The following is a 26,381-nucleotide window of genomic DNA, read 5'->3' as shown; positions in this document are numbered from 1 at the left end:
CCGTTGGCATGAATCGCCAAGACCAACCCGCTCTCACTGAAACAACGCCGCGACATCCCAGACCCGAAGCGGCGTCCTGTCCGGGCATTGCGGAGAGTGCGCCATGGATGGCGCACGGCGGTGAGTGTGGCCATGGATGGCCACCCGAACCGAGTAGCAATGCCCGGACAGGGCGGCGCCCCACCGAAGCCCACCCACTCCACCGCCGTTGCTGTTGCCGTTGCCGTTGCCGTTGCCGTTGCTGTTGCTGTTGCTGTTGCTGTTGCTGTTGCTGTTGCTGTTGCCGTTGCCCTTGTGCGGCGATCAATCCGAACCCGTCGCCCCATACAACGCCTTGCGCGACGCGCCGCTCAGGTCGGCGGCCAGCTTGGCTGCGGTCGACGGTGGCAGGTGTTCGGACAGTTTCAGGTACAGCCGCCGGCCCTCGATCAGCTTCGCCTCGGCGTCGTCGCCCAGTCCCTCCACGACCAGTACGAACTCGCCCTTGCGCTGGTTCGCATCGGCTTGCACCGCCGCCAGCAACGCCGCCAGGTCGCCATCGAGCACCGTCTCGAACAACTTGGTCAGCTCGCGCGCCAGCACCGCCGGACGCCCGGCACCGAACGCGGCAACGAAGTCGACCAGCGATTCCTCGATGCGGTGCGCGGACTCGTAGAAGATCAGCGTGCGTGTCTCCGCCGCCAACCGCGCCAACCGCTCGCGGCGCGCGCCACCCTTGGCCGGCAGGAAACCCTCGAATGCGAACCGGTCCGAAGCGATCCCGGCCACACTCAACGCCGCGATCGCCGCGCACGCGCCAGGGACCGGCGACACCCGCACCCCGGCCGCGCGCGCGGCGCGAACCAGGCGGAAGCCCGGATCGCTGACCAGCGGGGTACCGGCATCCGATACCAGCGCCAACGATTCACCGGCCTGTAGGCGGGCGACCAACTGATCCGCCTGCGCCTCCTCGTTGTGCTGGTGCAGCGCCAACAATGGCCGTTCCAGCCCGAAGTGCGACAACAACTGGCGGGTATGCCGGGTGTCCTCGGCGCAGATCGCATCGACCTGCCCCAGCACCTCCAGCGCGCGTGCGGAAATATCACCCAGGTTACCGATCGGGGTGGCGACGACGTGCAGGGTGCCAAGTTTGTGCATCGGAGCGACTTTGTGCATCGGGACGATGGTAAGCACGACGGCGCCTTTGCACCACCTCCCGGCATGGCCGGTAGAATCATCAAGGTCCCCACTGGAACGCCGCATCGCGGCGAGCGCATGCCGATGAGCACACACCTCCGACGTCCCCGGCGCACCTGGCTGTTCGCGCTGATAACCGCCATCGTCCTGCTGGGCGGCTGCGTCTCCATGTCCCCAACCTCACCCCGGACCGGCCAAAGCGCCCAGCATCCACTGGTCACGCAGGCCAGCGAGTTGCTGCAGTCCGGAGCCGACAACCAGCAGATCGACGCGCTGTTGGCGCAACTGGATGACGACACCCTTGCCCGCCAAGCCGCCGCGCTGCCGGTCGGCGACCCGCTCTACAGTCATCTTGCCCGCGCGCTGCTCCAGCGCGGGCTGGCCCTGCCAAGGCCACTGGACCGCGCCCGCTGGCAGTTCGATGCGGGCAATCGCCCCCCGGCCGACGCTCGCGATGGCTACCGGCCGCCGGTGAAACTGGGCGTATTGCTGCCTTTGTCGGGCGACATCTCGGCCGCCGCCGCACCGGTGCGCGACGGTTTCCTCGCCGGTTACTACGCCGAATCCCGGCGCCGGCCGGAAGTGGCGTTCTACGATACCCACGGCACCGCCGGTGGCGCGGTGGCGGCCTATGACCAGGCCGTGGCGGCAGGCAACGATTTCGTGGTCGGGCCGTTGTCGCGCACCGGTGTCGATGCCGTGTTCCGTCGTGGAGCGTTGCCGGTACCGCTGCTGGCGCTCAACCAGGGACAGGTCGCACCGCCGGCCGGCAATGCCAGCTTCTCGCTGTCACCGGAGGACGAGGGCATCGCCGCCGCCGACCTGCTGGTCAAGCGCGGCGCGAAACGCGTCCTGGTGGTGGCCGATAGCGACGACCAGGCACGCCGCGCGGTCGAGGCGCTGCGCGAGCGGCTGGCCGGACAAGGCGTGGTGGTGACGGATGTGCTCAGTGCCGGCATCGCCGACCTGACACCGTTTGCGCAGAAAGAAGGCGGTATCGACGCGGTATTCCTTGCCCTGCGCGGCAATGCGGCACGCGAGCTGGTGCCGCGGCTGGCCATGGCCGGGCTGGCGGGAAAGCCAATCGTGGCAACATCGCAATTGATTTCCGACACCGGCAAGACGGACCAGGACCGGGTTCTGGATGGCATCGCGTTTCCCGGCGGCACCTGGACCAGCGGCGGCCACGTGCCCGGCCTGCCGTCTGCGGCCAGTGCCGCGCAAACCGTGTCGACCGCACGCGGCGGCGGCGCTCGCCTGTTCGCCTTCGGCTATGACGCCTGGCTGCTCACCGCCTATCTGGACCGCCTGTCGCAATCGGCCGATGCCTACGTCGCCGGCGCCACCGGTGCGCTCAGCATCGATGCCTCCGGCAATGTCCAGCGCGTTCCTGCCTGGCTGACCTTCAGTGGCGGGGTAGTCGTACCGCTGGGCGATGGCAACCGTTACTGACCGGCGCCAGCGCGGTGCCGCGGTGGAAGCCGCTGCCCGCGACCACTTGCTGCAATCGGGCTTGCGTCCGGTTGCCGCCAATGTCAGCTACCGCCTTGGCGAGATCGACCTGGTGATGTTGGAAGGCGACACCCTGGTGTTCGTGGAGGTGCGCTACCGCCACGATGACCGCTTCGGTGGCGGCGCCGCTTCGGTCGACTGGCGCAAGCAGCGCAAGCTGGTACGCGCCGCGCAGATGTTCCTGCTGCGCCACCCCCGTTATGCCGACGGCCCGTGCCGGTTCGATGTTGTCGAGGCCGATGGCGACCCGGAATCCCCACGGCTGAACTGGTTGCGCGATGCGTTTCGCGCCGACGATTGCTGAGCCGATAGCGTGATGTCCACACCATTGCCGCCCGAACTGCATGCTGAAATGACCGGCTTGCTGGCCGCGGCGTGGCTCACCGACGACAGCGAACGACTTGCCTACGCCTATGACAACTCGCGGCAGTTGGCGTTGCCCGACGCGGTCGCCCTGCCCACCTCGGCGGCGCAGGTGGTCGCGCTGGTTCGCGCCTGTCGCCGGCACCGGGTGCCGGTGATCGCCCGTGGTCGCGGCACCAATACCACCGGCGCGGCGGTGCCGATCCATGCCGGCGTGGTGGTGTCGTTCGAGCGCATGGACAAGATCCTCGACATCCGTCCCGGCGACCGTTGCGTGGTGGTCCAGCCCGGGGTCCTCAATGGCGATCTGCAAGCCGCGCTCGCCCCGCACGGGCTGTTCTGGCCACCCGATCCGACCAGCGCCGCGTTCAGCACCGTCGGCGGCAACCTGGCCTGCAACGCCGGCGGGCCGCGCGCGGTGAAATACGGGGCCAGCCGCGACAATCTGCTCGCCCTGACCGCGGTCACCGGTGCCGGTGAGCTGATCCACTGCGGCACCCAGACCACCAAGGGCGCAACCGGTTACGACCTGCAGCGGCTGCTGGTGGGCAGTGAAGGCACCCTGGCGCTGATCGTCGAAGCATCGTTGCGACTGACCCCGGCACCGACCGCACAGCGTGCCCTGCGCGCGATCTATCGCGACGTGTCCAGTGCCGCGCAGGCAGTGGCCCGCTTGATGGCGCAGCCGGTCACGCCGTCGATGCTGGAGTTCATGGACGCCCACGCAGTGCGGCTGGCGCGCGACGTCGGTGGCGCCGACTTGCCCGATGACGCCGGCGCCCTGCTGATGATCGAAGCGGACGGCGACCCGGCGCATTTGCCGCACGATATCGAAGCGCTGAAGGACGCGGCTCGGGGCGAAGGCCTGGTCGCCCTGGACGACGCCGCCGACGAGGCCGCGCGCGCGCAGTTGTGGGCGGCGCGCAAATCGCTGTCGCCGGCGCTGCGGACGCTCGCCCCCGGCAAGATCAACGAGGACGTGGTGGTGCCGGTCTCGCGCATCCCGGAACTGGTCGATGGCGTGCAACAACTGGCGCGCGATTGCGGCCTGCCGATTGTCTGTTTCGGCCATGCCGGCAATGGCAACCTGCACGTCAACCTGATGTACGACCCGGCCGACCAGGACCAGTCCACGCGCGCCAACGCCACGATGGCCAAGGTGTTCACGCTGGCGATTTCACTCGGCGGCACCCTGTCCGGCGAGCACGGCATCGGGCTGGCCAAGCGCGACTTCATGCCGCAGGCAATCACGCCGCCGACGTTGGCATTGATGCGCGCCATCAAGACCGCCTTCGACCCCGACGGCATCCTCAACCCCGGCAAGCTGCTGCCACCGTGAGCGCAGCGGCGACACCAGGCCCGGCTCGCCCCACGGACCCTCCCGGCAACGGCGCCGAGCTGGATCGGTTGCTGGTGGACATACGCGCCTGCCGGATCTGCGAGGCCTCGTTGCCGCTGGGGCCGCACCCGGTGCTGGCCGCCAGCCAGAGCGCGCGGGTAATGGTGGTGGGCCAGGCACCGGGACGCAAGGTGCACCTCAGCGGGGTGCCGTGGGATGACGCCAGCGGCCTGCGCCTGCGTGAGTGGCTGGGGATCGATGGCCCGACCTTCTACGACCCGGCCCAGGTCGCGATCATCCCGATGGGCTTCTGCTACCCCGGCAAGGCCGGTTCCGGCGATGCCCCGCCCCGCCCCGAATGCCGCGCGACCTGGCATCCGCGATTGCTGCCGCTGCTGCCCAATATCGAACTGACGGTCCTGATCGGCCAGTACGCCCAGGCCTATTTTCTTGGCGGGCGACGCGGAAACAATCTCACCGCGACCATGCGCGCCTGGCGCGACTATCTGCCGACCGAGCTGCCACTGCCCCACCCCAGTCCGCGCAATGTCGCCTGGTTCAAGGCCAACCCCTGGTTCGAAGGTGAGGTGCTGCCGGTCCTGAAACAACGCGTGCGCGAAGCGTTGTCGCTTTAAAAGTGCGTATAACCGGTGCGCGGCGGATGCCACTGCCGGCCATCGGCCTCCAGCGCCCGCACGCCCTCGCCGGCGATCACCCGGCCAATGCGGGTGATCGTGGTTGCCGTCTGTGTCGCCAACGCATCGATCGATTCGCGCGCGCACACCGGCGCGGTGAAACACAGTTCGTAGTCGTCACCACCGCCCGCCTGCAAGCCGCGTCGCTGTGGCAGATCGAATGCCCGGGCCAGTGCAGAGGAACCCGGCAGGGCATCGAGCTCGACCTCGGCGCCGACGCTGCTGGCGCGACAAAGGTGGGCAAGGTCGGCCAGCAGGCCATCGGAAATATCGATCCCCGCGTGGGCAAGGCCGCCCAGTTGCTGACCGATGGCGACGCGCGGTGTCGGCCGATCCAGACGCGGACGCAGGGACTCGATCGCCTCGGACGGATCTGCGTCGAGCAGCAACAACGCCAGCGCCGCCGCCGCGTCACCGAGCGTTCCCGTCACCCAGAGATCGTCGTCCACCTGGGCGCCGTCACGACGCAGCGCGCGGCCGGGCGCGACCAGCCCGTGCGCGGTGACACTGACCGACAGCGGCCCGCGCGTGGTATCGCCGCCAATCAAGGCAACACGGTGCTCCGCGGCCAACGCCAGAAACCCGTCCAGGAAACCTTCCAGCCAGGCTGGAACATCGGACGGCATCGACAGCGACAGGGTGCACCAGGCCGGGGTCGCCGCCATCGCGGCCAGGTCCGACAGGTTGACCGCCAACGCCTTCCAGCCGATATCGGCGGGCGTGGTATCGAGCGGAAAATGGACTCCGGCATTGAGTGTGTCGGTACACACCACCAGTTGGAAACCGGCCGGCACCTGGATGATCGCGGCATCGTCGCCGATGCCCAGCACCACGTCATCGCGGCTCTGGGCCCGGGAGCGGATACGATCAATCAGGTCGAACTCGGCCATGCCCGTGTTGGCTCAGTCGGGCTTGCGCCGTGATGCGTTGACCTCGACCGCGCGCCACTGCGCCGCGGCATGATCCAGCACGCCGTTGACGTAGGTGTGGCCGTGCTCGGCGCCAAAACGCTTGACCGACTCGATCGCCTCGTTGATCACCACCCGGTACGGTACGTCCGGGCGATGCTGCAACTCGTAGGCGGCGATCCGCAGGACCGCCAACTCGATCGGATCGACCTGGGCGATATCGCGATCCAGGAAGGGCGTCAATGCCTGGTCCAGCTCGACGCGATGCTTGTCCACGCCGTGCACGAGCTCCTCGAAATAGGCCAGGTCGGCGACCTCGCGGGCTTGCTCGTGGGCGAACTGGGTCACCACTTCGCGCGCGCTGGAGCCGGACATCTGCCAGGCATACAGCGCCTGCAATGCGCGCCGTCGTGCCCGCGAGCGACCCACCGCGTCAATACCTCCCGGCCGGCGACGGTGGTTCATGCCAGTCGCTCCATCAGGTTTGCCATCTCCAGTGCGGCCAATGCCACTTCCTCGCCCTTGTTGCCATGGCTGCCGTTGGCGCGCTTCTCCGCATCCTCGTGCATCTCCACGGCCAGCACGCCGTTGCAGACCGGCACGCCGTGATCCAGTGCGACCCGCATCAGACCTTCGGAGCAGCCGTCGGCGACCTGCTCATAGTGGCGGGTATCGCCGCGCACCACGCAACCCAGCGCGACAATCGCCGCGTAACGTCCCGCCGCGGCAATACGCGCCGCGGCCACCGGGATCTCCCACGCGCCCGGCACCCGGATCACGTCGATGGCCTCCTCGGCCACGCCGTGGTCGGCGAAGGTCTTGCGCGCGCCGGTCACCAGGGTGTCGGTGATGCGCGGGTTCCAGCGACTGGCAATGATTGCGAAACGTGCGCCGTCAGGGCTGCGCAGGTCGCCTTCGATATGGGGCATGTCAGGGAAAGCCTTGGAGGGGGAGGGGAAATGCCGGGGTCTGGCGAGACCGCAGTTTACCGCGCGGGCGCACCGGCTACATCGAGTCCACGTACTCGACCACTTCCAGCCCGAAGCCGGCCAGACCGACCTGCTTGCGCGGCGTGCCCAGCACCCGCAGCTTGCCCAGCCCGAGGTCGGCCAGGATCTGGCTGCCGGCGCCATTGCGCCGCCATTCGGTCAGGCCCTGGCCGGCGCCGGGACTGATCTCCTGGATCGGCGCGTCGGCCGCCTGCGGTTCGGCGCGGATGCGCGCCAGCAGCGCGGGGGTATCGGCATGATCGGCCAACAGCACCAGGGCGCCGCGATCCTGCTCGGCGATCGCGGCGAGCACATCGCCGACGGCCGGGCCAAAGTCCGCGCGCCGCCAATGCAGCACGTCGGCCAGCGGGTTGTTCATGTGCACCCGCACCAGGGTCGGGATGGCCGGATCGGGCTCGCCCCGCAACATCGCAAAATGCAGCGCGTGGCTGAGCCGGTCACGGTAGGTCAGCAACTGGAACGGGCCGTGGTCGGTCTCGATCGGCCGGCTGTCGACCCGCTCCACGGTGTGCTCGGTCTCCAGCCGGTGCCGGATCAGCTGCTCGATCGAACCGATCTTCAAGCCATGCTCGGCGGCGAACTTTTCCAGCTCCGGTCGTCGCGCCATGGTGCCGTCGGCATTGAGCACCTCCACCAGTACCCCGGCCGGCTCCAGACCGGCCATCAGTGCCAGGTCGATCGCCGCCTCGGTATGGCCGGCGCGGTTGAGTACGCCACCAGGCTGGGCCTGCAGCGGGAAGATGTGCCCCGGCTGGACCACGTCGGACGGTGTCGCGTCGGGGCGGACGGCCGTGCGCACGGTGTGGGCGCGGTCGTAGGCGGAGATGCCGGTGGTGACGCCTTCGGCGGCCTCGATGCTGACGGTAAAGTTGGTGTGGTGCTGGGAGGTGTTGTCGCGCACCATCGGCGGCAGACCGAGCTGGACGCAGCGCTCGCGGGTCAGCGACAGGCACACCAGACCGCGCGCGTGGGTGACCATGAAGTTGATGTCGGTCGGCTTGACCAGCTCGGCGGCCATGATCAGGTCGCCTTCGTTTTCGCGATCCTCGTCATCGACGATGACGACCATGCGGCCGGCACGGATTTCTTCCAGCAGTTCGGGGACGGTGGCAAAGCTCATCGGGGTGGTTCCTGTGGTGTGGGCCGGCGGCAGGGAGGCGCCGCGGGCCCGTGATCGTCATTTCCGCAAGGGCGGAAACCGGTAGTGGAGGCAAATGCGGAAGGGAGGCTCGCGACGTCAGCTTTCCGCACGGCCCTGCAGCAGGCGTTCGACATAGCGCGCGACCAGATCCACCTCCAGATTGACCGCGTCGCCAGGCAGGGTATCGGCGAAAGCGGTGTGGGCAACCGTGTGGGGCACCAGCGCGACCTCGAAACCGTCCGCATCGACCTCATTGACGGTCAGGCTGACGCCGTCAACGCAGATCGAGCCCTTCTTGGCGATATAACGCAGCACGGCCGGTGGTGCGGTGAACCGCCAGCGTTGGGCGCGCGCATCCGGGGAGATCGTTGCGACCTCGCCGACCCCATCGACATGGCCGCTGACCATGTGGCCGCCAAGCCGGTCGGTCGGGCGCATCGCCCGCTCCAGGTTGACCGGCGCGCCAATGGGCAACTGGCCCAGGGTGGTCAGCGCCAGCGTCTCGTTGGATGCGTCGGCCTGAAATGTGTTTGCGTGGCCCCTATCGACGTCGAACTCGACCACGGTCAGGCAGGTGCCGTTGACGGCGATCGACTCACCCAATGCCACCTGCTCGAATGGCAGCGAGCCGACCTCGATGACAAGTCGTGCGTCACCGCCTCGGGAATCCCGTGCGGCCAGGCGGCCGACACCTTCGATGATGCCGGTGAACATCAGCGTGACTCCCCGGCAAGACCAGCCGGCAGGGTCGCCAGAACGCACCGCAACACCGGACACTTCAATGACATGGACATGGCTCGTTTCCCGCATCAATGGATGGCGAAAAACGCCACAAGGCAATGGCCTACGCATGGCCCCAGGGCCTGGCGTACGCCGTCTTCTTTCATCCGGACTATGACCGTCGGCTCCGGCATTCGACCGGATCTGCTGACCCTGCAGCAGTTGGCTGCAGGCGCTCGCGGGCTTGTCACCGCGGCCGTCATGGCCAGGTGACCTACCGCCGGTGGGGAGTTGCACCCCGCCCTGAAGACGTTTACGTGTGGTGCCACCGCAGTGGCGTGGTGATTCTACCAGCCCGCGGGCGCCACGACTGTCCGATCCGTGGAACGCTGTGGCGGCCGTTCGCGCTGGACGATCAACTTGTGTCACAGCGATAATACGACCCACGACACATTCGCGTCGTGCCGTTTATCGCGGAGCTGCGAGACGGATATCAATTCAGGGGATCCAGATGAAGAAGTGTGTGCTGCTGGCAGCGATGCTGGCAACGGTCGGCTTTGCCGCAAATGCCAATGAAATCAACTACACCTACGTCGAAGGCGGCTACGCCAAGTTGCATATCGACGACGAATTCCTCGGCAACCCCGAAGGCGACGGCGGTTACCTGCGCGGCTCGGTCGCCATTGCACCACAGGCTTATGTGTTCGGCAGCTATGGCCAGGTGTCCGATGATTTCCGTGACGGCGACGCCACGCTGGATGTCTCCATCGACCAGGCCGAGTTGGGCTTCGGCTACCACATGGCGTTCAGCGACCGGGTCGATTTCACCGCCGACATCGCGTACCTGCGCCAGGAGCTGACGCTGAAGCTGTCCGGGCTGGGCGCCGACTACGATGGCAAGGTCTCCGAAGACGCCAAGGGTGGCAAGGTCAGTGTCGGCCTGCGTGGCATGCCATCGGCACGCACCGAAGCCTGGGTCAAGGCCGGTTACATCGATGGCGGCGACTTTGAAGGTGATTTCGTCGGCACCCTGGGCGGCCAGGTCAAGTTCAACCCGACCTGGGGTCTGGTCGCCGAGGTCGAGATGATCGAAGACTTCACACGCTATCTCGTCGGCGTCCGCGCCAGCTTCTGATCGGTACCGGCGCCGTCAAGCCTGGCTTGCGGCGCCTGGTTTTACGGGCGCTGGTTTTACGAGCCCTGTTGCGGCTGCAACAGAACCCGGATGTCCTCGCCCAACTGGCGCGATTCAACCACGTGCATCTGCATGCGCTCGGCCATCGTCTCGATGTTGAGCCCGTCAAATAAAGGTCGCGCCTTGGATCCCAACAATACCGGGGCGACATAGAGCAGCAGCTCGTCGACCACCCCGGCCTCCAGGAAGGCCGCCGCCAGGGTTGCCCCGGCTTCCACCTGGACTTCGTTGACGCCTCGCTCGGCCAGCAGCTTCAGCACCGCGTGCAGATCGAAGCGACCGCCATCGACCGCCACCGTCGCCAGCTCGGCATCGATGCCGCGGCCGAGCTTGGTATTGGGCGCATGGATGTACAGGGTCGGCGCATCGCCATCGCGCACCCGGCCGCGGGCGATCGTGGCCAACCCGGGGTCGAGCACCACCCGCAATGGCGGCGCGAAGTCGACGCCCTCGCCCAACCGCACCGTCAACGACGGGTCGTCCGCCAACACGGTGCCGGCACCGGTCACCAGCGCCCCGGCACGGGCGCGCCAATGCTGGACGTCCAGGCGTGACGCCTCGCCACTGATCCACTTGGATTCGCCACTGGCCAGCGCGCTGCGGCCATCCAGGCTGGTGGCCAGCTTGACCCGCACCCAGGGCCGGCCACGCACGATCCGTGACAGGTAGCCGCGGTTGAGGTCGCGCGCCAGGGCTTCCATCAAACCGTGCTCGACCTGGATCCCGGCGGCCTGGAGCTTGTCGAAACCGGCACCATCGACCTGTGGGAACGGGTCGCGCATCGCCGCCACCACCCTTGCCACCCCGGCGGCGACCAACGCGTCCGCGCACGGCCCGGTGCTGCCCGTATGCGCGCACGGCTCCAGGGTCACGTAGACCGTGGCGCCCTTGGCCCGGTCGCCGGCGTCCTGCAGCGCCAGCACCTCGGCATGCGCCTCTCCGGCGCGCTGGTGGTAGCCCTCGCCCACCACTTCGTCACCCTGGGTGATCACGCACCCGACCATCGGATTGGGCCGGGTGGTGTAAGCGCCGTGCTCGGCCAGGCGCAGGGCGCGCGCCATCATCAGGTGATCGGTTGCGGTGAATTCGGGCATGGACGGTGGATTCCTCTTGCGGGAGTCGGAAGGTCTGCGGTCAGGGGCGCTGGCGGGCGCGAGCGCGGATGCGAAAACGTTCCGCCATCAGCGCTTGCGGGATTTTGTTGCCGTGTCCGGGTCCCCGCCCAGCAGTGGCAACTGGTCCGCGCCGGAATTGTCATTCTCCAGCCGGTCGAGCTCGTCGCGGAAATCCGCCACGTCCTGGAACGCGCGATAGACCGAGGCAAAGCGCACGTAACCGACATGATCGAGCTTGCGCAACTCGCCCATCACGAACTCGCCCACCCGCAGCGACGACAACTCGCGCTCGGTGGTGCGGCGAAGTTGGTGGACCACCGCGCGCACCGCCGTCTCGATCTGCTCTTCCGCCACCGGCCGCTTTTGCAATGCGCGGTCGAAGCCGCCGCGCAGCTTGCGTGCGTCAAAGGATTCGCGACGGCCATCGGACTTGATGATCACCGGCAACTTGAGCTCGACCGTCTCCAGGGTGGAGAAGCGCTCGCCGCAGGCCTCACAGACCCGGCGACGGCGGATGGTCGCGCCGTCATCGGACACCCGCGAGTCGATGACGCGGGTGTCTACGTGTTGGCAGAAGGGACAGTGCATGGCGGGCGGGGGCTAGCCGGGTTGCCCGGTCGTGCGGGGACGGCGGGTTGAAACCCGCCCTACGGGGGACTGGCCATGTCGGGTTGAAACCCGACCTACGGGGGACTGGCCATGTCGGGTTGAAACCCGACCTACGGGGGACTGGCCGTGTCGGGTTGAAACCCGACCTACGGGGGGCCGGCCATGTCGGGTTGAAACCCGACCTACGGGGGACTGGCCATGAGGGGTTGAGACCCGCCCCGGGGGTGCGGGGTGGGTGCACGTCAGGCGGCGGTCAACCATAGACGGGGAATTGCGCGCATTGCGTGGTCACGTTTTCGCGCACGGACTTGATCAGGTCCTCGTCATTCGGGTTGTCGAGGATGTCGCACATCCAGTTGGCCAGCGCGACACAGTCCGGCTCGAGGTAGCCACGCGTGGTCACCGCCGGGGTGCCGATGCGCAGACCGGAGGTGATGAACGGCTTTTGCGGGTCGTTGGGTACCGCGTTCTTGTTGACGGTGATGTGCGCCTTGCCCAACGCGGCTTCCGCGTCCTTGCCGGTAATCCCCTTGCCGATCATGTCGATCAGGATCAGGTGGTTCTCGGTGCCGCCGGAGACCACTTTGTAACCGCGGTCGATGATGACCTTGGCCATGGCCTTGGCGTTTTTCACCACCTGGGCCTGGTAGTCCTTGAACGCCGGCTCCAGTGCCTCCTTGAACGCCACCGCCTTGGCCGCGATCACGTGCATCAGCGGGCCGCCCTGCAGGCCGGGGAAGACGATGCTCTGCAGCTTCTTGACCAGCTCTTCGGTCGGGTTGCTGGCAATGATGATGCCGCCGCGCGGGCCGCGCAGGGTTTTGTGGGTGGTCGAGGTCACCACGTGCGCATGCGGCACCGGGTTGGGGTACACGCCGGCGGCGATCAGGCCGGCGACGTGGGCCATGTCGACGAAGAAGATCGCGCCCACCGCATCGGCAATCTCGCGCATCCGCGCCCAATCCACCACCTGCGAGTAAGCACTGAAGCCGCCGATCAGCATCTTCGGCTTGTGCTCGCGGGCCAGCCGCTCCATCTCGTCGTAGTCGATCAACCCGGACTCGTCCAGCCCGTACGGGACGACGTTGAACAGCTTGCCGCTGATGTTGACCTTGGCCCCGTGGGTGAGGTGACCACCGTGGGCCAGGCTCATGCCCAAAATGGTGTCACCGGGCTTCAGCAATGCGAAGTACACCGCCTGGTTGGCCTGCGAGCCCGAATGCGGCTGCACGTTGGCGTAGTCCGCGCCGAACAACTCCTTCAACCGGTCGATAGCAAGCCGCTCGGCCACGTCGACGTATTCGCAGCCGCCGTAGTAACGCTTGCCGGGGTAGCCCTCAGCGTACTTGTTGGTCAGCTGGCTGCCCTGGGCTTCCATCACCCGGGGGCTGGCGTAATTTTCCGAGGCGATCAGCTCGACGTGGTCTTCCTGGCGGCGATTCTCGTTCGCGATGGCCTGGGCGAGTTCCGGGTCAAATCCTTCAATACGTGCATCGCGCGCAAACATTGCCACTCCAGTTCAGATGAAGAAGGGAAGGCCCCGAGTTTAGCCCTGACCCGGCGCCGGAACCACGGGCGAGCGGGTTGCCGGTGCGGCGTACACCCAAACCAACTGCCCGCTGACCCGCCCGCTGCAGGAAACTCCCGCATCCGGGATAATGGCCGGCTATCGATCCTTTCCGGCCCCTGCCCCCGCGCAGGGCGCCGCCGTCTGCCTGCGGAGCCCCCGAATGTCGCAATACATCTACACCATGAACGGCGTCAGCAAGACCGTTCCGCCCAAGCGCCAGATCATCAAGGACATCTCGCTGTCGTTCTTCCCCGGCGCCAAGATCGGCTTGCTGGGCTTGAACGGCTCGGGCAAGTCGACGGTGCTGAAGATCATGGCCGGCGTCGACCCCGACTTCACCGGCGAGGCGCGCGCGGCCAAGGACATCAAGGTCGGCTACCTGGCCCAGGAACCCCAGCTCAACCCCGAGCACACCGTGCGCGAAGCGGTCGAGGAAGGCCTGGGCGAGGTCATCAATGCCCAGGCCGCATTGGACAAGGTCTACGAGGCCTACGCCGACGAGAACGCCGACTTCGACAAGCTCGCCGCCGAGCAGCAACGCCTGGAGGCGATCCTCGCCACCGGCGACGCGCACACGCTGGAGCACCAGTTGGAAGTCGCCGCCGACGCGCTGCGCCTGCCGCCGTGGGAAGCCATCATCGGCAAGCTGTCGGGCGGCGAGAAGCGCCGCGTCGCGCTGTGCCAACTGCTGCTGCAAAAGCCCGACATGCTGCTGCTGGATGAGCCGACCAACCACCTGGACGCCGAGTCGGTGGAGTGGCTGGAGCAGTTCCTGGCCCGCTACAGCGGCACCGTGGTCGCGGTCACCCATGATCGCTACTTCCTGGAAAATGCCGCCGAGTGGATCCTGGAGCTGGATCGCGGCAAGGGCATCCCGTGGAAGGGCAACTACACCGCCTGGCTGGAGCAGAAATCCGAGCGCCTGAAGCGCGAGGAGTCCGGCGAGAAGGCGCGCCAGAAGGCGCTGGCCAAGGAACTGGAATGGGTGCGCAGCAACGCCAAGGGCGGCCGCACCAAGGGCAAGGCGCGCATGGCGCGGTTCGAGGAGCTCAACTCGGTCGAATACCAGCGCCGCAACGAGACCAACGAGATCTTCATTCCGCCGGGTGAGCGCCTGGGCAACTCGGTGATCGAGTTCAACAACGTCTCCAAGTCGTTCGGCGACCGCCTGCTGATCGACGACCTGAGCTTCATCATCCCGCCCGGCGCGATCGTCGGCATCATCGGCCCCAACGGCGCCGGCAAGTCGACCCTGTTCAAGATGATCACGGGACAGGAAACTCCGGACAAGGGCGAGATCACCCGCGGCCCGTCGACCAAGGTCGCCTATGTCGACCAGAGCCGCGACACGCTGGAAGGCGACCACAACGTGTTCCAGGAAATCTCCGGCGGCGCGGACATCCTCAACATCAACGGGGTCGAGATCCAGTCGCGCGCCTACCTGGGCCGCTTCAACTTCAAGGGCCAGGACCAGCAGAAACTGGTCGGCACGCTGTCGGGCGGTGAACGCGGTCGCCTGCATCTGGCCAAGACCCTGCTGCAGGGCGGCAACGTGTTGCTGCTCGACGAACCCTCCAACGATCTGGACGTGGAGACCTTGCGCGCGCTGGAAGACGCGATCCTGGAATTCCCCGGCTGCGCGGTGGTGATCAGCCATGACCGCTGGTTCCTGGACCGCATCGCGACCCACATTCTCGCGTTTGAGGGCGACTCGCACGTGGAGTATTTCCAGGGCAATTACCGCGAATACGAGGACGACAAGAAGCGCCGCCTCGGCGAGGAAGGCGCCCAGCCCAAGCGCCTGCGGTTCAAGGCGCTGAAGTGACGGATTGGCCCGTGACCGCGCTGCGGCCACGGCTTTGCCAAACCGTCATCCCCGCATGCTTTAGGCGGGGATCCATGGACGTTGCGTTTGCGTAACCTCCGATGTAGATCCAATGCCCATAGGTGATCAGCCGTACGGCTGCTGTAAAGCGTTTCCCGCCTTCGCGGGAACGACGATGCAGTCCTTCGCCGTCATCCCCGCGAAGGCGGGGATCCAGGGACGTTGCGTTTGCCTGACCTACGATGTAAATCCAATGTCCATGGTTTCCCGCCTTCGCGGGAACGACGATGCAGCCCGGGCAAGCGCACCGGACTCGTAACCCCAAAGGCACCGCGAGCGAACTCCAGATGACCTTCATGCAGGCCCTGAAACACCGCTGGTCCGACGCCGACTCACTGGTCTGCGTCGGCCTCGATCCGGAGCCGGCGAAGTTCCCGGCGCAATTCGCCAACGATCCCGATGCGGTGTTCAACTTCTGCCGCGGCATCGTCGATGCAACGGCCGAATACGTCTGCGCATTCAAGCCGCAGATCGCCCATTTCGCCGCTCTGGGCGCGGAGGATGCGTTGGCGCGGCTGATCGCCCACATCCACGCCAGCCACCCCGGCATCCCGGTGATCCTGGACGCCAAGCGGGGCGATATCGGCAGCACCGCGCAGCATTACGCAAGCGAGGCGTTCGACCGCTACCGCGCCGACGCAGTGACCGCCAACCCGTATCTGGGACGTGACTCGATGCAGCCGTTCCTGGATCGCGCCGACCGCGGCGTGGTGATCCTGTGTCGCACGTCCAACCCCGGCGCGAGCGACCTGCAGGACCTGCTCGTGACCGGCAACGGCCGCGAGCGCCCGTTGGAACGTCCGCTGTACCAGCACGTCGCCGAGACCATCGCGCGCGACTGGAACGGCCACGGCAATTGCGCACTGGTGGTCGGCGCGACCTGGCCGGAACAACTGCGCGAGGTACGCGCGATCGTCGGCGAGATGCCCTTCCTGGTCCCCGGCGTCGGTGCCCAGGGCGGCGATGTCGACGCAGTGGTGAAAAACGCGAAGACCGCCGACGGGACCGGCCTGATGGTCAGCTCCTCGCGCGCGGTCCTGTACGCCTCCGGTGGTGACGACTACGCGCAGGCCGCCGCCACCGTGGCACGCGCGCTGCGCGACCAGATCAACCGATACCGCTGATCCGCCGCTGATCCGCGCCCGCGGTCTACTGCAGGTCAGCTTCCCCGCGCGCCGTCAACGATCGCCGTTGATCAGCTGGGCAATCAGCTGCCGGGTCAAGACCTGCAGGAAGTGCAGCCAGATCGCCAGCCAGACGGCAGCGCGCGCCAGTACACCGCGACGGGGTGCCTCGAACTTGCGGAAGTAGCGCCATAAGCCACGGTGTTTGTGCCACTCGACGAACACCGGCCGCGACCGGCTCGACACGCCGCGCACGTGAACCACGCGGACCTGGTTGGCGACGGCAATGGTTGCGCCAAGCCCGGCGATCCGGCGGCACAGGTCCAGGTCCTCGGCATGCAGGCGGTAGTCCTCGTCGAATCCTCCAACCTCCTCGAACAGGCGGCACGACAGGAACATCAACGCCCCGGAAATCGCTGCCACCGGCTGCAGCACCTGGGCGTCGTCGGTCGGGATCGCCATGTCGGCGCCCTTGGAGCTGCGGCTTGCGCGGTTGAACCAGCCGGCCAGCATCGCGCCAAAGTCGGGGGCGTGGCGACGCGCAGCGGGGTCACGCACGCCGTCCTCGCCGACCAGGTCGGCGCCCAGCAGGATGTGTCCGGGCGTGGTTGCGTCGACCGCCAGTGCCCGCAGTCGGGCAAGCGTGTCGTGCTCGACCATCGCATCGGGATTGACGAAGGCCAGCCACTTGCATCCCGGCGCGCGGCTGGCGACATCCGCCGCGCCCTGGTTGCAGGCCACCCCGAATCCGGGGTTGTCCGGGTTGGCGATGAAGCGCACCCGCGGGTCGGCGGTGGCGTGACGCTGGATGATCTCCAGGCTGCCGTCGTCGGACAGGTTGTCCACTACCCGGATCGCACCGATGCCGGTGGCCGCGCGCAAGCGGCACAGGCAGTCGTCAATGGTCGACGCGCTCTGGTGGGTCACCACGACCACGGCAATGTCGGCTTCGGCCCCCGGCGTGGAGGCATCGGGCATGGTGGCAGCGGACGCTGAACCGGTCACGTTCGATCCGGCCCGGTGGATGCATCCACCATCGTGTCGGGCGGCGGAAACAGATCGGCCTGCGGCACCGGTGGCCCGACCGAAGCCAGCAACTGGCCAAGCTGCTCGCGCGCACCGTGCAGCGGATCGCCCATCAGGAAGGCGGCCAGTCGCGCATGCCAGTCCGGCCAGCGCGCCGCGAGGCGATCCATGTCGCCCTCGAACGCCGCGCCCTCTGCCGGGCGGGCGACGAACGCCGACTCGCACAACACATTGCGCCAACCCAGTCCCGACAGCCGCAACGACAAGTCGATCAGGCCGGCATACCAGGAGCCGTAACTGGCCACGTCCAGCCCGCCGGCACGCTTGCGCGCGCTGCCGCGCAACACCACGGCGTGACTGATCGCGGCAGGCAGCTCGGGATGGATCTGCGGCATCGCGGCGGCAGCGCGTCCCAGTCGCTCGGGATCGGCCGGCATCGGATCGATCTCGCCGATCCGCGGCCAGGCCGCCGCCTCACCGGCGTTGCTCCAGGCACTGACGGTGGCGATGGCGCCGTCGCTGCCCAGGCAAGCGGCCATTGCATCGAGCCAGCCCGACACGGGCACCGCATCGGCGGCGAGCACGGCGACGTCGGCATCGCCGCAAGCGGCCAGTATCTCGTCCAGGTGTGCCAGCTCGCCGATGCTGCGCTGGCGACGGGTGTAGTCGGCCTTCAACGCGGTGCGCGACATCCAATGCTCGATGATCGCGTAACCGCGCGGACCGGCCAGGGCGTCGTCGGCCAGCCAAACCCGGGTACCCGCCGGTGTCGCTGCCTCCAGCGCCGCCAGGCTGGCGTCGAGCGCGGTGTCGTCGGCACCGACTGGAAACACAACGATGGGCAGTTCAGCCATGGATCGTGCGCGACCTCGGGGTGATGGTCCGGGTCACGGCTTGGGCTGGCGGTACAACGGCTCCAGCGCGCGGAACTGGCGGCCGTACTCGTCGGTCATCTCGCGCGCTTCCTGCGGGTTCCTGATGATGGTCGGGGTCAGCAGCACGATGGTTTCCTCGCGGTGGGTCGTGGAGCTCTGGGTGCCAAACAAGCCGCCGATCACCGGGATCCGGCTCAGGCCCGGGAAGCCCTTCGAGCCGCGGGTCACCCCATCACGGATCAGGCCGGCCAGCATCACCGTGTCGCCACTCTGGATTGCCGCCTCGGTCTTGAGCTTGCGGGTGTCGATGCGCACGTTGCCGTACTTGTCCGGGTCACCGCCAGGCGCGCTGACCTCCTGCACGATGTCCAGGAACACCATGCCGTCCTGGGTCACCCGCGGACGGACCTTGAGGATCACGCCGGTGTCCAGGTACTCGACCTGGCTGTAGCTGTTGTCGCCGCCCAGACCGGGGTTGACGGTGACCGAGGACACCGGGATCCGGCTGCCGACGTTGAACTCCGCCTGCGCGTTGTTGCGGACCACCACCGACGGGGTCTGCAACATGTTGACGTCGGTGACCGAGTCGAGCGCGCTGATGACGGCGGCCGCATTGCGCCCCAGGAACGTCCACGCCATGCCGGCGGGACTGCCGTTTCCCGCCTCGCCCTGCACGCTGCCAGCCAGGGTGCTCCAGGTATCCCGGCCGACGGCACTCGGCAAGCCGGCATCGGTCACGCCGCGCTCGAAGAACCAGTTGACGCCGTATTCCAGCGCGCCGCTGAGCTGCACCTCGACCACCTGCGCCTCGATATGGACCTGCATCGGCATCACGTCGAGCTGGACGATCACGTCCTTGATCGATTGCCAGGCCTGCGGGGTCGAGCGGATCAGCAGCGCGTTGGTCTCTTCCACCGCGGACACGCCGACCTTGTCCCCCTGGATCTCCAGACTGACGCTGCCATTGCCGCCTTGCGCCGCATCCAGCGACATCTCACCGCCGCCAGAACCACCACTGCGCCCGCCTCTGCCGATGCGTCCACTCCTGCCGCCGGAATTCCCCTGGTTGCCAACCACGACGCTGGAGCCGGAGTCGCTGGACGATATTTCCGCCGATTGCAGTCCCGGCATCAACGAAGGCCGGCCGTCGTCGCCGCCGCCGTCCGAGCCCGCCGATGAACCGCCAAACACCTCTGACAGGCGATCGGCCAGGTCACGCGCCTTGATGTACTTGAGCTGGTAGGTGTACAGCTGTACCGAACCGCCCGCGCCATCGATGCGCTCCAGCCATTGCTGGATCTGGCCCAGGTACTCCGCCTGCGGGGTGATAACCATCACCGCATTGGCACCTTCCAGCGGCATGAAGCGGAACATGCCGGCCACCGGCGATTTGCTGCTTTCGCCAAACACTTTTTCCAGGTCGGCGACCACCCGGTCGGCTTTGCCCGATTGCAGCGGGAACACGCCCACCGACATGCCCGACAGCCAGTCGACGTCGAAGACCTCGATCGTGCGCAGGTAGTTCTGTAACTCCGCGCGGGTACCGCCGACGCTGATCACGTTACGCGACGCATCGGTGCCGACAATCGCGCCGGGGCGCGCATATGGCTCGAGGATCTTTTTCATTTCCTCGGCCGCGACATAGCGCAGCGGCACCGTGCGGACCTCGAAACCGCGCGCGTTGGCGGCGCTGCCGGTACGCGGGGCGACGGTGCCGGCCAGAGCCCGGTCGGCCGGCACGATGTTGTAGCGCCCGCCGCTGTAGATCATGCGGGCGTTGTTCCAGCCAAGCACCTGGTCGAGCAGGCTGATCGCCTCGGCCGGGCTGACCGGGTTCGGCGTGGCCAGGGTCACTGTGCCCTGCACGCCGGGCGCGATCACGTAGTTCTGGCCCAGCATGTCGCCCAGGATCGCCTTGGCCACCGCATGCAGGGACTCGCCCTCGAAGTTGAAGGTGGCCTGCCCGCTGGTGCCACCCGGGTTGGGCCGTGGAGCCGCTGCGGCGGACTGGTTGATGACCTGACCGGTGCCGCGGTGGATCCGGGGCTGCAATCCGGTCTCCGGATCCTCCGGCGACTGCGTTGGCGCGCCATCAACCACCGTGGCCGGCGCGGTTCCCGCGGTGTGCATCTGTACCCCCGCCGCTCCGGTCGGGTGCGGCGGTCCGTCACGGCGGACATTGGGCACCGCGGTGCTGGCGCATCCCGCCACCAGGCCGGCGACCATCAGCCAGGCAACGAGCAGGCGGATCACAGCCGGCCCCGACCGCATGGAGGACAAGCGAGTCGGCGTCGATGACGAGTGATCGGTGGGGCGCTGCTTCATTGCATTCACTCTAGCGGTTGTTGCCCGGTGGTTCCGGTGCGGGTGGGTTGCGCAATTTCTCGCGTCGCGCCTGGATGCGTTGGCGGATCAAATCCATCTGCGCCGCATCGGTGGTGGCCGGTGGCTCGGCAGCTGTGCCGGACGCGTCCTGCTTAGTGCCATCGGGCGAAGCCGGCGCGGGTGGCTGCTCGCGGACCGGTGCTTGCAGGTCATCGGGGTTGACCGGTTCCGGTGCGCCATCCACGCGCCGCGCGGGTGCTTCAGCCGGTACCGCCGGCGACGCGCGCCCCTGACCATCGGCAGCCCCATCGGTCGTGCGCAGGACAGTTGGCGGCAAGCCACCGACACCGTCGAACACTCGAAGCGGCAAGGTGCGACGTCCTTCCGGCCCTTCGAATACCGCGCTGCGCTCGTCCAGCTCGACCAGGCGCCAAGCGGGATGAGGCTCCGGCCCGTGCTGGAGCAGGACCCGGAATGAGGCGCTGCCGTCCGGTGGCTGCAGGATCGCCAATTGCAGCCGGGGCGTGAGCAGCACGCTGGTCAGCACGTAGTTGAAGCCCTGCGTCTGCTCGCCATCGTCGTTTTCCAGGAAAAACGGCTGCGGAGTGCGATCGGGCGAGAACAACGGGCGTGCGGCAATCGCTTCATGCCCGCCCGGCGTGTCCGGCCGGGCCGTCGGCGCAGCGGGCAGCGTCGGCAATGGCGCCAGCACGTCGGAGGTGTCATCCAGCGGCGCGACACGCCCCCCCATCCCGGCCACGGCCAACGCCCAGACCAACACGGCTGCGCCGGCGACGGCGGCCAGCAGCCGGGTTCGCGGACCGGCGTCCTCAATCCGCATGGATCACCCCGTTGGCCCCGTCCGATACCACCGGCGAAGCGGGAAGCGCGAGATAGCCGTACAGGTCGAACGACACATCCAACCCTCCGGCACCGCTGGACGTATCGCGGCTGAGGAAGCGGCCGCGGGCCAGGATATTGAGGTTGTCGACGAACAGCCTGGGGGCGCCGCTCTCCAGCAGATCGAGCGCCCTGGCCAGCTCGGGGGTCCCGCACAGCAATCGCACCTGCACCGTCACCCGGGTGTAGGACTCGCGGTTATCGGAGTCGAGCGGCGAGCGATTGGTGATGGCGCAACTGCGATTGCCCGGGCTGGCCTGGAGCACCACCGCCTCCAGTCGCTGGATCAGGCTTGCCGTCGCCAGCTCCGGGTTGGCCTCGGGCAGGAACCCCGGAAGCTCCTTCTGTCGTGCCTGCACCTGCTCCAGTCGGCGTGCGACCTGCGGCGCCTGCTGCAGGTGCGCGCGCAGGCGCAGTTCACGTTGTTGCAGCGACTCGATGCGCTGGTTCGCGTCGGCCATGGGAAGCGTCCACCACGGGTGGATCAACACCGCGTAGACAATGCCCAGCACCGCAAGCAGCAGCGCCAACGCCAGCCAGCGGTCCCGGCCACCCAGGCGTTCAGCGACCCGGCTTGGCAGCGCCATCGGCGACCTCCCCGGGCTTTGGTGGTGTTGGCGATGTTGGTGTTGGTGCTTGCGGCGCGGCGACCGCCAGTTTCGCGGTCAGGGTAAACCGATCACGGCTGCTGCCCGGGTCGGGTTGCAGGGCGCCGGCCAGCGCCGGCGAGCTCCACGCCTGGGCCCCCTGCAACTGGCCGATCAGGGCCGCCGCCTGGCCACTCAGGCCGATCAGCAGCAACTGGTCGTCATTGATTGCGAGCTTTTCCAGGTAGGTATGGTCGGGCAGCCGCACGGTCAACTCGTCCATGACCTCGATCGCGGTGGGCCGCCGGGCCCGGGCCTGGTCCAGGAACGCCTGGCCTTCCACCAGGCTGGCCAGCTGATGGCGCTGGGCGGCGGCCTGACGCCCGGCGTCGGCCTGTTCGGCCATCGCCTGCTCCAATGCGTCGGCCGCCGCGCGCCGGTTATCCAGCAATTGCCACAGCAGCGCCGCCACGGCAACCACCGCGACCGCCGCCAACACGGCGTTCCAGATCGCCCACGGATCACGATGAAGCCGACGCTCGGACACCGGCAGCAGGTTGACTCCCAATGGCACGCCGTCGCCCGCCGCCACATCGACCCCGGCCAGGGTCGAGGCCAGCGAACCCAGCCGGTCCAATGCCGGGTCCAACGCCTGCCGCGGGACGACCACCAGTTCTACGTCGAGTTGGCCGTCGCTTTCGCGCCGTCCCGCTACCCGGGCATCGAACGCGACCGCATCGGCACGGAATGGCGTTTGTCGATCAATCTCGAAGGCCACCACATCGCGCAACCGGTCGATTGCCGCGGCGGGCAGGACCAGGCGACGACGCAGGCTGGTCGCTGGCGCCAGCAGCAACCAGCGCGGCAGGTCGTCCTGCCCGCCGCCCAGTAGCCGGTCCAGCTGATCGGATGGACCGGAGACATCCGCCAGCCCCACGCGCGTCAGGTCACGCAACTCATCGCCCTGTTGCAGCCGCAGCTGCAGGTCATCGCCATCCACATGCAGCAACAGCCGGCCACGATCGAAGCCCAGCGCCCGGCGCAGCCGCGGCGGCAACCATTCCGCCAGTGAGCGCCCCCACCAGCGCCATAGCCCGGCAACACGCGGGACCAGACGGGTGCCGATATCGCCCAGGCGACTGCTGGTACTGGAAGCGATCTGGCTCATTTTGACGAGGCTCCTTGTCTTCGATCCAACGCGTCCAATTGCAGCGCGCTCCAATGCGACGCGCTCCCATACGATATATCCCAATCCAGCACGGTGTAGGCCATCCCGGGCAAGCGCCCCGCGCCCGTGCGCACCACCACCCGCAACCCGGACTGCCGCCCGTTGGTAAGCCGGGCGCGGCTGTCAATACTATACGTACCGCCGGCGCGTGCGCCGATGCCGATGTTGAGTCCTGCGCGGGGCGGTGCGGGACGGCCGCGTTGCCCCACGATGGCCGCACCATCCAGGCCCATTGCGTTCAACACCGGCTGTGACGCGAATGCAGGATTGGGTTGCGGCAGCCCGCCATGCACGGTCACATGGGGCGACAAACCGGCGTACAGGGCCGGCGTGAAGCCCAGTACCTGCTCCAGCTCGGTGATGCTTTCGAAAGGAGCGTCCTTGGCGCCATAACCACGACCGGCGGACGCATAATCCTGGTCTTCCGCGCCGCCTGCCACCTGGGTCAGGCTGCCGGGGTCGCGCCAATCGATGATCGCTGCTGCCAGCCGCGACGCCTCGACCCGGTCGCTGCCCAGTTCCTGCAACAGCCCCGCCAACGATGGCGCGCCGGCCAGGTTGAGATCGACTTTGCCGCTCTCGTCGACGATCCGGATCTCGACCTGTGCGCCGGCATAGCTCCATGGGTACAAGCGGCCATCGGGCACCCATTGCAAGCGTGGGTCGGTGGCCTGCAACCGGCTGATCGCGTACTCCACTCCGGCGCGGGCCGCGCCATCGGCCGCCAGTCCGCGCACCAGTACGCGTCCCTGCATGTGCTCCACCCGGGCCACCATCGCAAACGCGCCGACCAGCGCAGTCAACAGCACGATCAGCCACAGCACCAGCAACAAGGCCGCCCCGCGGGTGGCGGAATTCGCGACCTGTCGCTGCCTCCTGCCAGGCTTGCCGAACAACCTCATCTGCCCGCACCCGGCGCGATACCGGCGACGCCACCCGCCTGGGGCAGCGCGACCACCAACGTCGGCCATTTGCGTTCGTCCGCGTCGGTGAACTCCACCTCGACCAATCGCGGCAATTGGCCGGCGTGGTCCCAGCTGTCTTGCCAGTCGCCCAGCCCCGGGCGATCGGGATCCATCCCGCGGTAGCGAAACGTGACCCGGCCCAACCCATCGACCAGCAACTCCGCTGGCCGCTGCCCGGGATCCTCGATGGTCTGACCCGCAATGACAATATTGAGCGCCAGCACGATCCTGACCTTCTGCTGGTCGACCTCGACGCGGAAGTCATGCAGGTATGGACCGCCCCGACCGAGGTAATCGGGCAGGTTGGCGACGAACCGCATCCGCCCCGGCTCGCCGATGAAGTACTGCGGCAACGCGTCGTCTTGCCCGGTGCTGAAGGCAAGCGGCCGGGCCGCCGCCAGCCGCTTGCGCAGGAAGCCTTCCACCGCGCGCACCTGCTCGCTGCGTTGCGCCATCAACTCGCCGCGGGTCGCAGTCTGGCTCGCCGCCGACAGGGTGGCGAACGCCAGCGCCAGCCCGGCGGCCAGCAACACGGTCGCCAGCAACACTTCGATCAGCGTGAACCCGGTCACCCGCCGACGCCGGACGCCGGTTGGCACCACGCTTGTCTGCCGCGTGCTCGAGTACGGCGTGCTCGATTGCAGCACGCGCGGCCGCGGCATGCGGAGGATGCTCATGGCCATCCGTCGGTCGGCTCGGCCACCACCAGCCGGAGGGTGCGCATCTGCAGGCGTTCGCGTGGACCACCGTCGCCCCAGGTCACATCCAGCACCACTTCATGCAGTTGGGGACCGGAAAGCGCGACGGGCACGTTGGCCAGCGCCGGATCGCGCCAACCGGCCACCTGCAACGACCAGCGATAGCGCCCGTCATCGAACTCGCCCTGGCGCTGCCCCGGTTGCACCGGCTCAACCACCCCGACCGTGTCCAGCAGCGATTGCGCATGCAGCGCCGCGCGCCCCGCATCGCCCGACCAGCGCACCTGCGAGGTTGCACCCGACAAGGTGCCCAGCAGCAAGGTCAACGCGACGGCGAGCAACGCGAACGCGACGATGACCTCGATCAAGGTGTAACCACGCTGCCGAGGGCCGCGCGGGACGCAACCGCCCCGCATGCGGCGCTGATGGCCGGAACGCCCGGCCATCAGCCACCCGGCCCCGAACGCTCCACGGTGACCTGCCCGGTCAGCCAGGCCACGTCGATGTTCCATTTCGCGCCATCGCGGTCCAGTTGCACCCGGCCGCCGGTCGCCGCCCCGTCCGGGAAAAACAGCACCGCGCCCTCACGCTCACTGGGCTGTGTCTCACGCGCGCCGATGAACCGTACTTGCAGGGCCGCAGGGATCTCGCCGTGGTGGTCGCCCGGTGCTTGCCAGGTACGCGCTTGCGGGTCGATCACAAAGCGTTGCGGCTGCCCGGTGACGATCGCCCGCGACCGCGTGTAGCGCAGCTCGGCGGCGATCTGCTTGGCCGCCGAACGCAACTGGGCACCCTTCATCCCGCCACTGAACGCCGCCATCGCCAGCAGACTGGCCGCCGCAATCAGTGCGACCACCAGCAGCATCTCCAACAACGAGACGCCTGCCTGGCGCGACCGCATTCCGGTCACCGGCGAAGCGGCCTCGGCCGCCCACGGTGTGCCACGTCACTGGTAGTGAATATCGCCATCGACGCTACTGCCACCGACCTTGCCATCCTTGCCCAGGATCGTCAGGTCGAAGTCACCACTCTCGCCCGGCACGCGGTACTCCATCGGATGGCCCCAGGGATCATTCAGCTCGGTCGCCTTGGCATACGGGCCCAGCCATCCGGGCGCGTCACCGGGCTCGGCGACCAGTTCGTCGAGCGCCGTCGGCAGCCGGCCGGTGTCCATCTGGAATGCCTCGACCTTCTGCGCCACGGTCATCACCTGCGACTTGGCCAGGTTGGCCTTGGCGCGGTCGGCACCGCCGAGCACGCGCGAGCCGACGAAGGTCAGCACCGCGCCGATCAGCACGATCACGATAATGATCTCGATCAGGCTCATGCCGGCCTGTTTCGCGGCGGAAGGGGCGCGGAAATTTCGGGTCCGGAAGTTTCGGTTCAGGGAATGACTGTTGTGCATTGCGTGGGTC

General features: G+C 67.7%; 27 protein-coding genes and 1 riboswitch. Of the genes, 7 read left to right on the top strand and 20 right to left on the bottom strand.

All coding sequences use genetic code 11. From position 1 onward, the window contains the following. Positions 1 to 303 precede the first annotated feature (303 nt). Positions 304 to 1,137, bottom strand: coding sequence for a 16S rRNA (cytidine(1402)-2'-O)-methyltransferase (gene rsmI, locus ACW7G6_RS08800; protein ID WP_456998151.1), 834 nt, complete (start codon positions 1,135 to 1,137; stop codon positions 304 to 306). Between the two features lie 123 nt (positions 1,138 to 1,260). Here rsmI and ACW7G6_RS08795 point away from each other — a divergent pair, with 123 nt between their 5' ends. From ACW7G6_RS08795 to ACW7G6_RS08780, 4 genes are all read left to right on the top strand, one after another. Then, positions 1,261 to 2,628, top strand: a complete 1,368-nt coding sequence (locus ACW7G6_RS08795) for a penicillin-binding protein activator (protein WP_456998060.1) — start codon at positions 1,261 to 1,263, stop codon at positions 2,626 to 2,628. Next, positions 2,612 to 2,992: a YraN family protein gene (locus ACW7G6_RS08790; RefSeq protein WP_456998059.1), complete on the top strand. Its 381-nt coding sequence runs from the start codon at positions 2,612 to 2,614 to the stop codon at positions 2,990 to 2,992. The genes ACW7G6_RS08795 and ACW7G6_RS08790 overlap by 17 nt, the downstream gene beginning before the upstream one ends. Positions 2,993 to 3,004: 12 nt before the next feature. Beyond that, positions 3,005 to 4,390, top strand: a complete 1,386-nt coding sequence (locus ACW7G6_RS08785) for an FAD-binding oxidoreductase (protein ID WP_456998058.1) — start codon at positions 3,005 to 3,007, stop codon at positions 4,388 to 4,390. Positions 4,391 to 4,464: 74 nt separating this feature from the next. Further along, complete coding sequence (locus tag ACW7G6_RS08780; protein WP_456998057.1) at positions 4,465 to 5,025, top strand: uracil-DNA glycosylase family protein; 561 nt, start codon at positions 4,465 to 4,467, stop codon at positions 5,023 to 5,025. Here the strand turns inward: ACW7G6_RS08780 and thiL are convergent. The 5 genes from thiL to ACW7G6_RS08755 all read right to left on the bottom strand — a co-directional run bounded on the left by thiL (position 5,022) and on the right by ACW7G6_RS08755 (position 8,858). Further along, complete coding sequence (gene thiL / locus ACW7G6_RS08775) at positions 5,022 to 5,975, bottom strand: thiamine-phosphate kinase (protein ID WP_456998056.1); 954 nt, start codon at positions 5,973 to 5,975, stop codon at positions 5,022 to 5,024. The genes ACW7G6_RS08780 and thiL overlap by 4 nt on opposite strands. 12 nt (positions 5,976 to 5,987) lie before the next feature. Then, positions 5,988 to 6,458 (bottom strand): transcription antitermination factor NusB, encoded by a 471-nt coding sequence (gene nusB / locus ACW7G6_RS08770; RefSeq protein WP_456978315.1) that lies wholly within the window; start codon positions 6,456 to 6,458, stop codon positions 5,988 to 5,990. Next, positions 6,455 to 6,922 (bottom strand): 6,7-dimethyl-8-ribityllumazine synthase, encoded by a 468-nt coding sequence (gene ribH, locus ACW7G6_RS08765; protein ID WP_456998055.1) that lies wholly within the window; start codon positions 6,920 to 6,922, stop codon positions 6,455 to 6,457. Before ribH ends, nusB begins: the two co-directional genes overlap by 4 nt. A gap of 76 nt (positions 6,923 to 6,998) precedes the next feature. Continuing rightward, on the bottom strand, positions 6,999 to 8,123 hold the full coding sequence (ribB, locus tag ACW7G6_RS08760; RefSeq protein WP_456998054.1) for a 3,4-dihydroxy-2-butanone-4-phosphate synthase: 1,125 nt from the start codon (positions 8,121 to 8,123) through the stop codon (positions 6,999 to 7,001). Between the two features lie 117 nt (positions 8,124 to 8,240). Continuing rightward, positions 8,241 to 8,858: a riboflavin synthase gene (locus ACW7G6_RS08755; RefSeq protein WP_456998053.1), complete on the bottom strand. Its 618-nt coding sequence runs from the start codon at positions 8,856 to 8,858 to the stop codon at positions 8,241 to 8,243. Positions 8,859 to 9,015: 157 nt separating this feature from the next. After that, a riboswitch (FMN riboswitch) is annotated at positions 9,016 to 9,179 on the bottom strand. A gap of 196 nt (positions 9,180 to 9,375) precedes the next feature. On the opposite strand from ACW7G6_RS08755, the gene ACW7G6_RS08750 reads away from it, so the two are divergent. Continuing rightward, positions 9,376 to 9,999, top strand: coding sequence for a hypothetical protein (locus tag ACW7G6_RS08750; RefSeq protein ID WP_456978311.1), 624 nt, complete (start codon positions 9,376 to 9,378; stop codon positions 9,997 to 9,999). Between the two features lie 56 nt (positions 10,000 to 10,055). On the opposite strand, the gene ribD is transcribed toward ACW7G6_RS08750, so the two are convergent. The 3 genes from ribD to glyA all read right to left on the bottom strand — a co-directional run bounded on the left by ribD (position 10,056) and on the right by glyA (position 13,290). After that, positions 10,056 to 11,153 (bottom strand): bifunctional diaminohydroxyphosphoribosylaminopyrimidine deaminase/5-amino-6-(5-phosphoribosylamino)uracil reductase RibD, encoded by a 1,098-nt coding sequence (gene ribD, locus ACW7G6_RS08745; protein ID WP_456998052.1) that lies wholly within the window; start codon positions 11,151 to 11,153, stop codon positions 10,056 to 10,058. 87 nt (positions 11,154 to 11,240) lie between these two features. Continuing rightward, complete coding sequence (gene nrdR / locus ACW7G6_RS08740) at positions 11,241 to 11,762, bottom strand: transcriptional regulator NrdR (RefSeq protein WP_456978309.1); 522 nt, start codon at positions 11,760 to 11,762, stop codon at positions 11,241 to 11,243. Positions 11,763 to 12,036: 274 nt separating this feature from the next. Next, positions 12,037 to 13,290: a serine hydroxymethyltransferase gene (gene glyA, locus ACW7G6_RS08735; protein ID WP_456987128.1), complete on the bottom strand. Its 1,254-nt coding sequence runs from the start codon at positions 13,288 to 13,290 to the stop codon at positions 12,037 to 12,039. 223 nt (positions 13,291 to 13,513) lie between these two features. Here glyA and ettA point away from each other — a divergent pair, with 223 nt between their 5' ends. Together ettA and pyrF are read left to right on the top strand one after the other, a co-directional pair. Then, positions 13,514 to 15,178 (top strand): energy-dependent translational throttle protein EttA, encoded by a 1,665-nt coding sequence (ettA, locus tag ACW7G6_RS08730; protein WP_456978307.1) that lies wholly within the window; start codon positions 13,514 to 13,516, stop codon positions 15,176 to 15,178. A 347-nt stretch (positions 15,179 to 15,525) separates the two neighbouring features. Then, positions 15,526 to 16,362, top strand: a complete 837-nt coding sequence (gene pyrF, locus ACW7G6_RS08725) for an orotidine-5'-phosphate decarboxylase (protein WP_456998051.1) — start codon at positions 15,526 to 15,528, stop codon at positions 16,360 to 16,362. Positions 16,363 to 16,416: 54 nt separating this feature from the next. On the opposite strand, the gene ACW7G6_RS08720 is transcribed toward pyrF, so the two are convergent. The 11 genes from ACW7G6_RS08720 to gspG form a co-directional block, all read right to left on the bottom strand. Beyond that, positions 16,417 to 17,340, bottom strand: a complete 924-nt coding sequence (locus ACW7G6_RS08720; protein ID WP_456998150.1) for a glycosyltransferase family 2 protein — start codon at positions 17,338 to 17,340, stop codon at positions 16,417 to 16,419. A gap of 23 nt (positions 17,341 to 17,363) precedes the next feature. Next, positions 17,364 to 18,242 (bottom strand): glycosyltransferase, encoded by an 879-nt coding sequence (locus ACW7G6_RS08715; protein WP_456998050.1) that lies wholly within the window; start codon positions 18,240 to 18,242, stop codon positions 17,364 to 17,366. Between the two features lie 33 nt (positions 18,243 to 18,275). Next, positions 18,276 to 20,534: a type II secretion system secretin GspD gene (gene gspD / locus ACW7G6_RS08710; RefSeq protein ID WP_456998149.1), complete on the bottom strand. Its 2,259-nt coding sequence runs from the start codon at positions 20,532 to 20,534 to the stop codon at positions 18,276 to 18,278. 64 nt (positions 20,535 to 20,598) lie between these two features. Further along, positions 20,599 to 21,429, bottom strand: coding sequence for a type II secretion system protein XpsN (locus tag ACW7G6_RS08705; RefSeq protein ID WP_456998049.1), 831 nt, complete (start codon positions 21,427 to 21,429; stop codon positions 20,599 to 20,601). After that, on the bottom strand, positions 21,419 to 22,075 hold the full coding sequence (gene gspM, locus ACW7G6_RS08700; protein ID WP_456978303.1) for a type II secretion system protein GspM: 657 nt from the start codon (positions 22,073 to 22,075) through the stop codon (positions 21,419 to 21,421). Before gspM ends, ACW7G6_RS08705 begins: the two co-directional genes overlap by 11 nt. Continuing rightward, the gene (locus ACW7G6_RS08695) at positions 22,050 to 23,243 is read right to left on the bottom strand and encodes a PilN domain-containing protein (RefSeq protein WP_456998048.1); all 1,194 of its coding nucleotides are present in this window, start codon (positions 23,241 to 23,243) and stop codon (positions 22,050 to 22,052) included. Before ACW7G6_RS08695 ends, gspM begins: the two co-directional genes overlap by 26 nt. Further along, a complete protein-coding gene (locus ACW7G6_RS08690; RefSeq protein WP_456998047.1) occupies positions 23,240 to 24,205 on the bottom strand; it encodes a general secretion pathway protein GspK in 966 nt (321 codons plus the stop codon). Before ACW7G6_RS08690 ends, ACW7G6_RS08695 begins: the two co-directional genes overlap by 4 nt. Beyond that, positions 24,202 to 24,945: a prepilin-type N-terminal cleavage/methylation domain-containing protein gene (locus tag ACW7G6_RS08685; RefSeq protein ID WP_456998046.1), complete on the bottom strand. Its 744-nt coding sequence runs from the start codon at positions 24,943 to 24,945 to the stop codon at positions 24,202 to 24,204. The genes ACW7G6_RS08690 and ACW7G6_RS08685 overlap by 4 nt, the downstream gene beginning before the upstream one ends. Beyond that, a complete protein-coding gene (xpsI, locus tag ACW7G6_RS08680; protein WP_456998148.1) occupies positions 24,942 to 25,382 on the bottom strand; it encodes a type II secretion system protein XpsI in 441 nt (146 codons plus the stop codon). Before xpsI ends, ACW7G6_RS08685 begins: the two co-directional genes overlap by 4 nt. 29 nt (positions 25,383 to 25,411) lie before the next feature. After that, complete coding sequence (gene xpsH, locus ACW7G6_RS08675; protein ID WP_456998045.1) at positions 25,412 to 25,867, bottom strand: type II secretion system protein XpsH; 456 nt, start codon at positions 25,865 to 25,867, stop codon at positions 25,412 to 25,414. Between the two features lie 45 nt (positions 25,868 to 25,912). Continuing rightward, positions 25,913 to 26,371 (bottom strand): type II secretion system major pseudopilin GspG, encoded by a 459-nt coding sequence (gene gspG / locus ACW7G6_RS08670; protein ID WP_456998044.1) that lies wholly within the window; start codon positions 26,369 to 26,371, stop codon positions 25,913 to 25,915. Between the last annotated feature and the right edge of the window lie 10 nt (positions 26,372 to 26,381).

The sequence above is a fragment of the Lysobacter sp. A421 genome (assembly GCF_054052145.1).
The sequence above is the reverse complement of the archived record's forward strand: the minus strand, read 5'-3'. Positions and strand labels throughout refer to the sequence as shown.

What these genes read in the sequence shown, in the direction of transcription:
- rsmI (WP_456998151.1), bottom strand. Translation starts at nt 1,137, where the DNA reads ATGCACAAACTTGGCACCCTGCACGTCGTCGCCACCCCGATCGGTAAC.
- ACW7G6_RS08795 (WP_456998060.1), top strand. Translation starts at nt 1,261, where the DNA reads ATGAGCACACACCTCCGACGTCCCCGGCGCACCTGGCTGTTCGCGCTG.
- ACW7G6_RS08790 (WP_456998059.1), top strand. Translation starts at nt 2,612, where the DNA reads ATGGCAACCGTTACTGACCGGCGCCAGCGCGGTGCCGCGGTGGAAGCC.
- ACW7G6_RS08785 (WP_456998058.1), top strand. Translation starts at nt 3,005, where the DNA reads ATGTCCACACCATTGCCGCCCGAACTGCATGCTGAAATGACCGGCTTG.
- thiL (WP_456998056.1), bottom strand. Translation starts at nt 5,975, where the DNA reads ATGGCCGAGTTCGACCTGATTGATCGTATCCGCTCCCGGGCCCAGAGC.
- nusB (WP_456978315.1), bottom strand. Translation starts at nt 6,458, where the DNA reads ATGAACCACCGTCGCCGGCCGGGAGGTATTGACGCGGTGGGTCGCTCG.
- ribH (WP_456998055.1), bottom strand. Translation starts at nt 6,922, where the DNA reads ATGCCCCATATCGAAGGCGACCTGCGCAGCCCTGACGGCGCACGTTTC.
- ribB (WP_456998054.1), bottom strand. Translation starts at nt 8,123, where the DNA reads ATGAGCTTTGCCACCGTCCCCGAACTGCTGGAAGAAATCCGTGCCGGC.
- ACW7G6_RS08755 (WP_456998053.1), bottom strand. Translation starts at nt 8,858, where the DNA reads ATGTTCACCGGCATCATCGAAGGTGTCGGCCGCCTGGCCGCACGGGAT.
- ACW7G6_RS08750 (WP_456978311.1), top strand. Translation starts at nt 9,376, where the DNA reads ATGAAGAAGTGTGTGCTGCTGGCAGCGATGCTGGCAACGGTCGGCTTT.
- ribD (WP_456998052.1), bottom strand. Translation starts at nt 11,153, where the DNA reads ATGCCCGAATTCACCGCAACCGATCACCTGATGATGGCGCGCGCCCTG.
- nrdR (WP_456978309.1), bottom strand. Translation starts at nt 11,762, where the DNA reads ATGCACTGTCCCTTCTGCCAACACGTAGACACCCGCGTCATCGACTCG.
- glyA (WP_456987128.1), bottom strand. Translation starts at nt 13,290, where the DNA reads ATGTTTGCGCGCGATGCACGTATTGAAGGATTTGACCCGGAACTCGCC.
- ettA (WP_456978307.1), top strand. Translation starts at nt 13,514, where the DNA reads ATGTCGCAATACATCTACACCATGAACGGCGTCAGCAAGACCGTTCCG.
- pyrF (WP_456998051.1), top strand. Translation starts at nt 15,526, where the DNA reads ATGACCTTCATGCAGGCCCTGAAACACCGCTGGTCCGACGCCGACTCA.
- ACW7G6_RS08720 (WP_456998150.1), bottom strand. Translation starts at nt 17,340, where the DNA reads ATGCCCGATGCCTCCACGCCGGGGGCCGAAGCCGACATTGCCGTGGTC.
- ACW7G6_RS08715 (WP_456998050.1), bottom strand. Translation starts at nt 18,242, where the DNA reads ATGGCTGAACTGCCCATCGTTGTGTTTCCAGTCGGTGCCGACGACACC.
- gspD (WP_456998149.1), bottom strand. Translation starts at nt 20,534, where the DNA reads ATGCGGTCGGGGCCGGCTGTGATCCGCCTGCTCGTTGCCTGGCTGATG.
- ACW7G6_RS08705 (WP_456998049.1), bottom strand. Translation starts at nt 21,429, where the DNA reads ATGCGGATTGAGGACGCCGGTCCGCGAACCCGGCTGCTGGCCGCCGTC.
- gspM (WP_456978303.1), bottom strand. Translation starts at nt 22,075, where the DNA reads ATGGCGCTGCCAAGCCGGGTCGCTGAACGCCTGGGTGGCCGGGACCGC.
- ACW7G6_RS08695 (WP_456998048.1), bottom strand. Translation starts at nt 23,243, where the DNA reads ATGAGCCAGATCGCTTCCAGTACCAGCAGTCGCCTGGGCGATATCGGC.
- ACW7G6_RS08690 (WP_456998047.1), bottom strand. Translation starts at nt 24,205, where the DNA reads ATGAGGTTGTTCGGCAAGCCTGGCAGGAGGCAGCGACAGGTCGCGAAT.
- ACW7G6_RS08685 (WP_456998046.1), bottom strand. Translation starts at nt 24,945, where the DNA reads ATGAGCATCCTCCGCATGCCGCGGCCGCGCGTGCTGCAATCGAGCACG.
- xpsI (WP_456998148.1), bottom strand. Translation starts at nt 25,382, where the DNA reads ATGCGGGGCGGTTGCGTCCCGCGCGGCCCTCGGCAGCGTGGTTACACC.
- xpsH (WP_456998045.1), bottom strand. Translation starts at nt 25,867, where the DNA reads ATGCGGTCGCGCCAGGCAGGCGTCTCGTTGTTGGAGATGCTGCTGGTG.
- gspG (WP_456998044.1), bottom strand. Translation starts at nt 26,371, where the DNA reads ATGCACAACAGTCATTCCCTGAACCGAAACTTCCGGACCCGAAATTTC.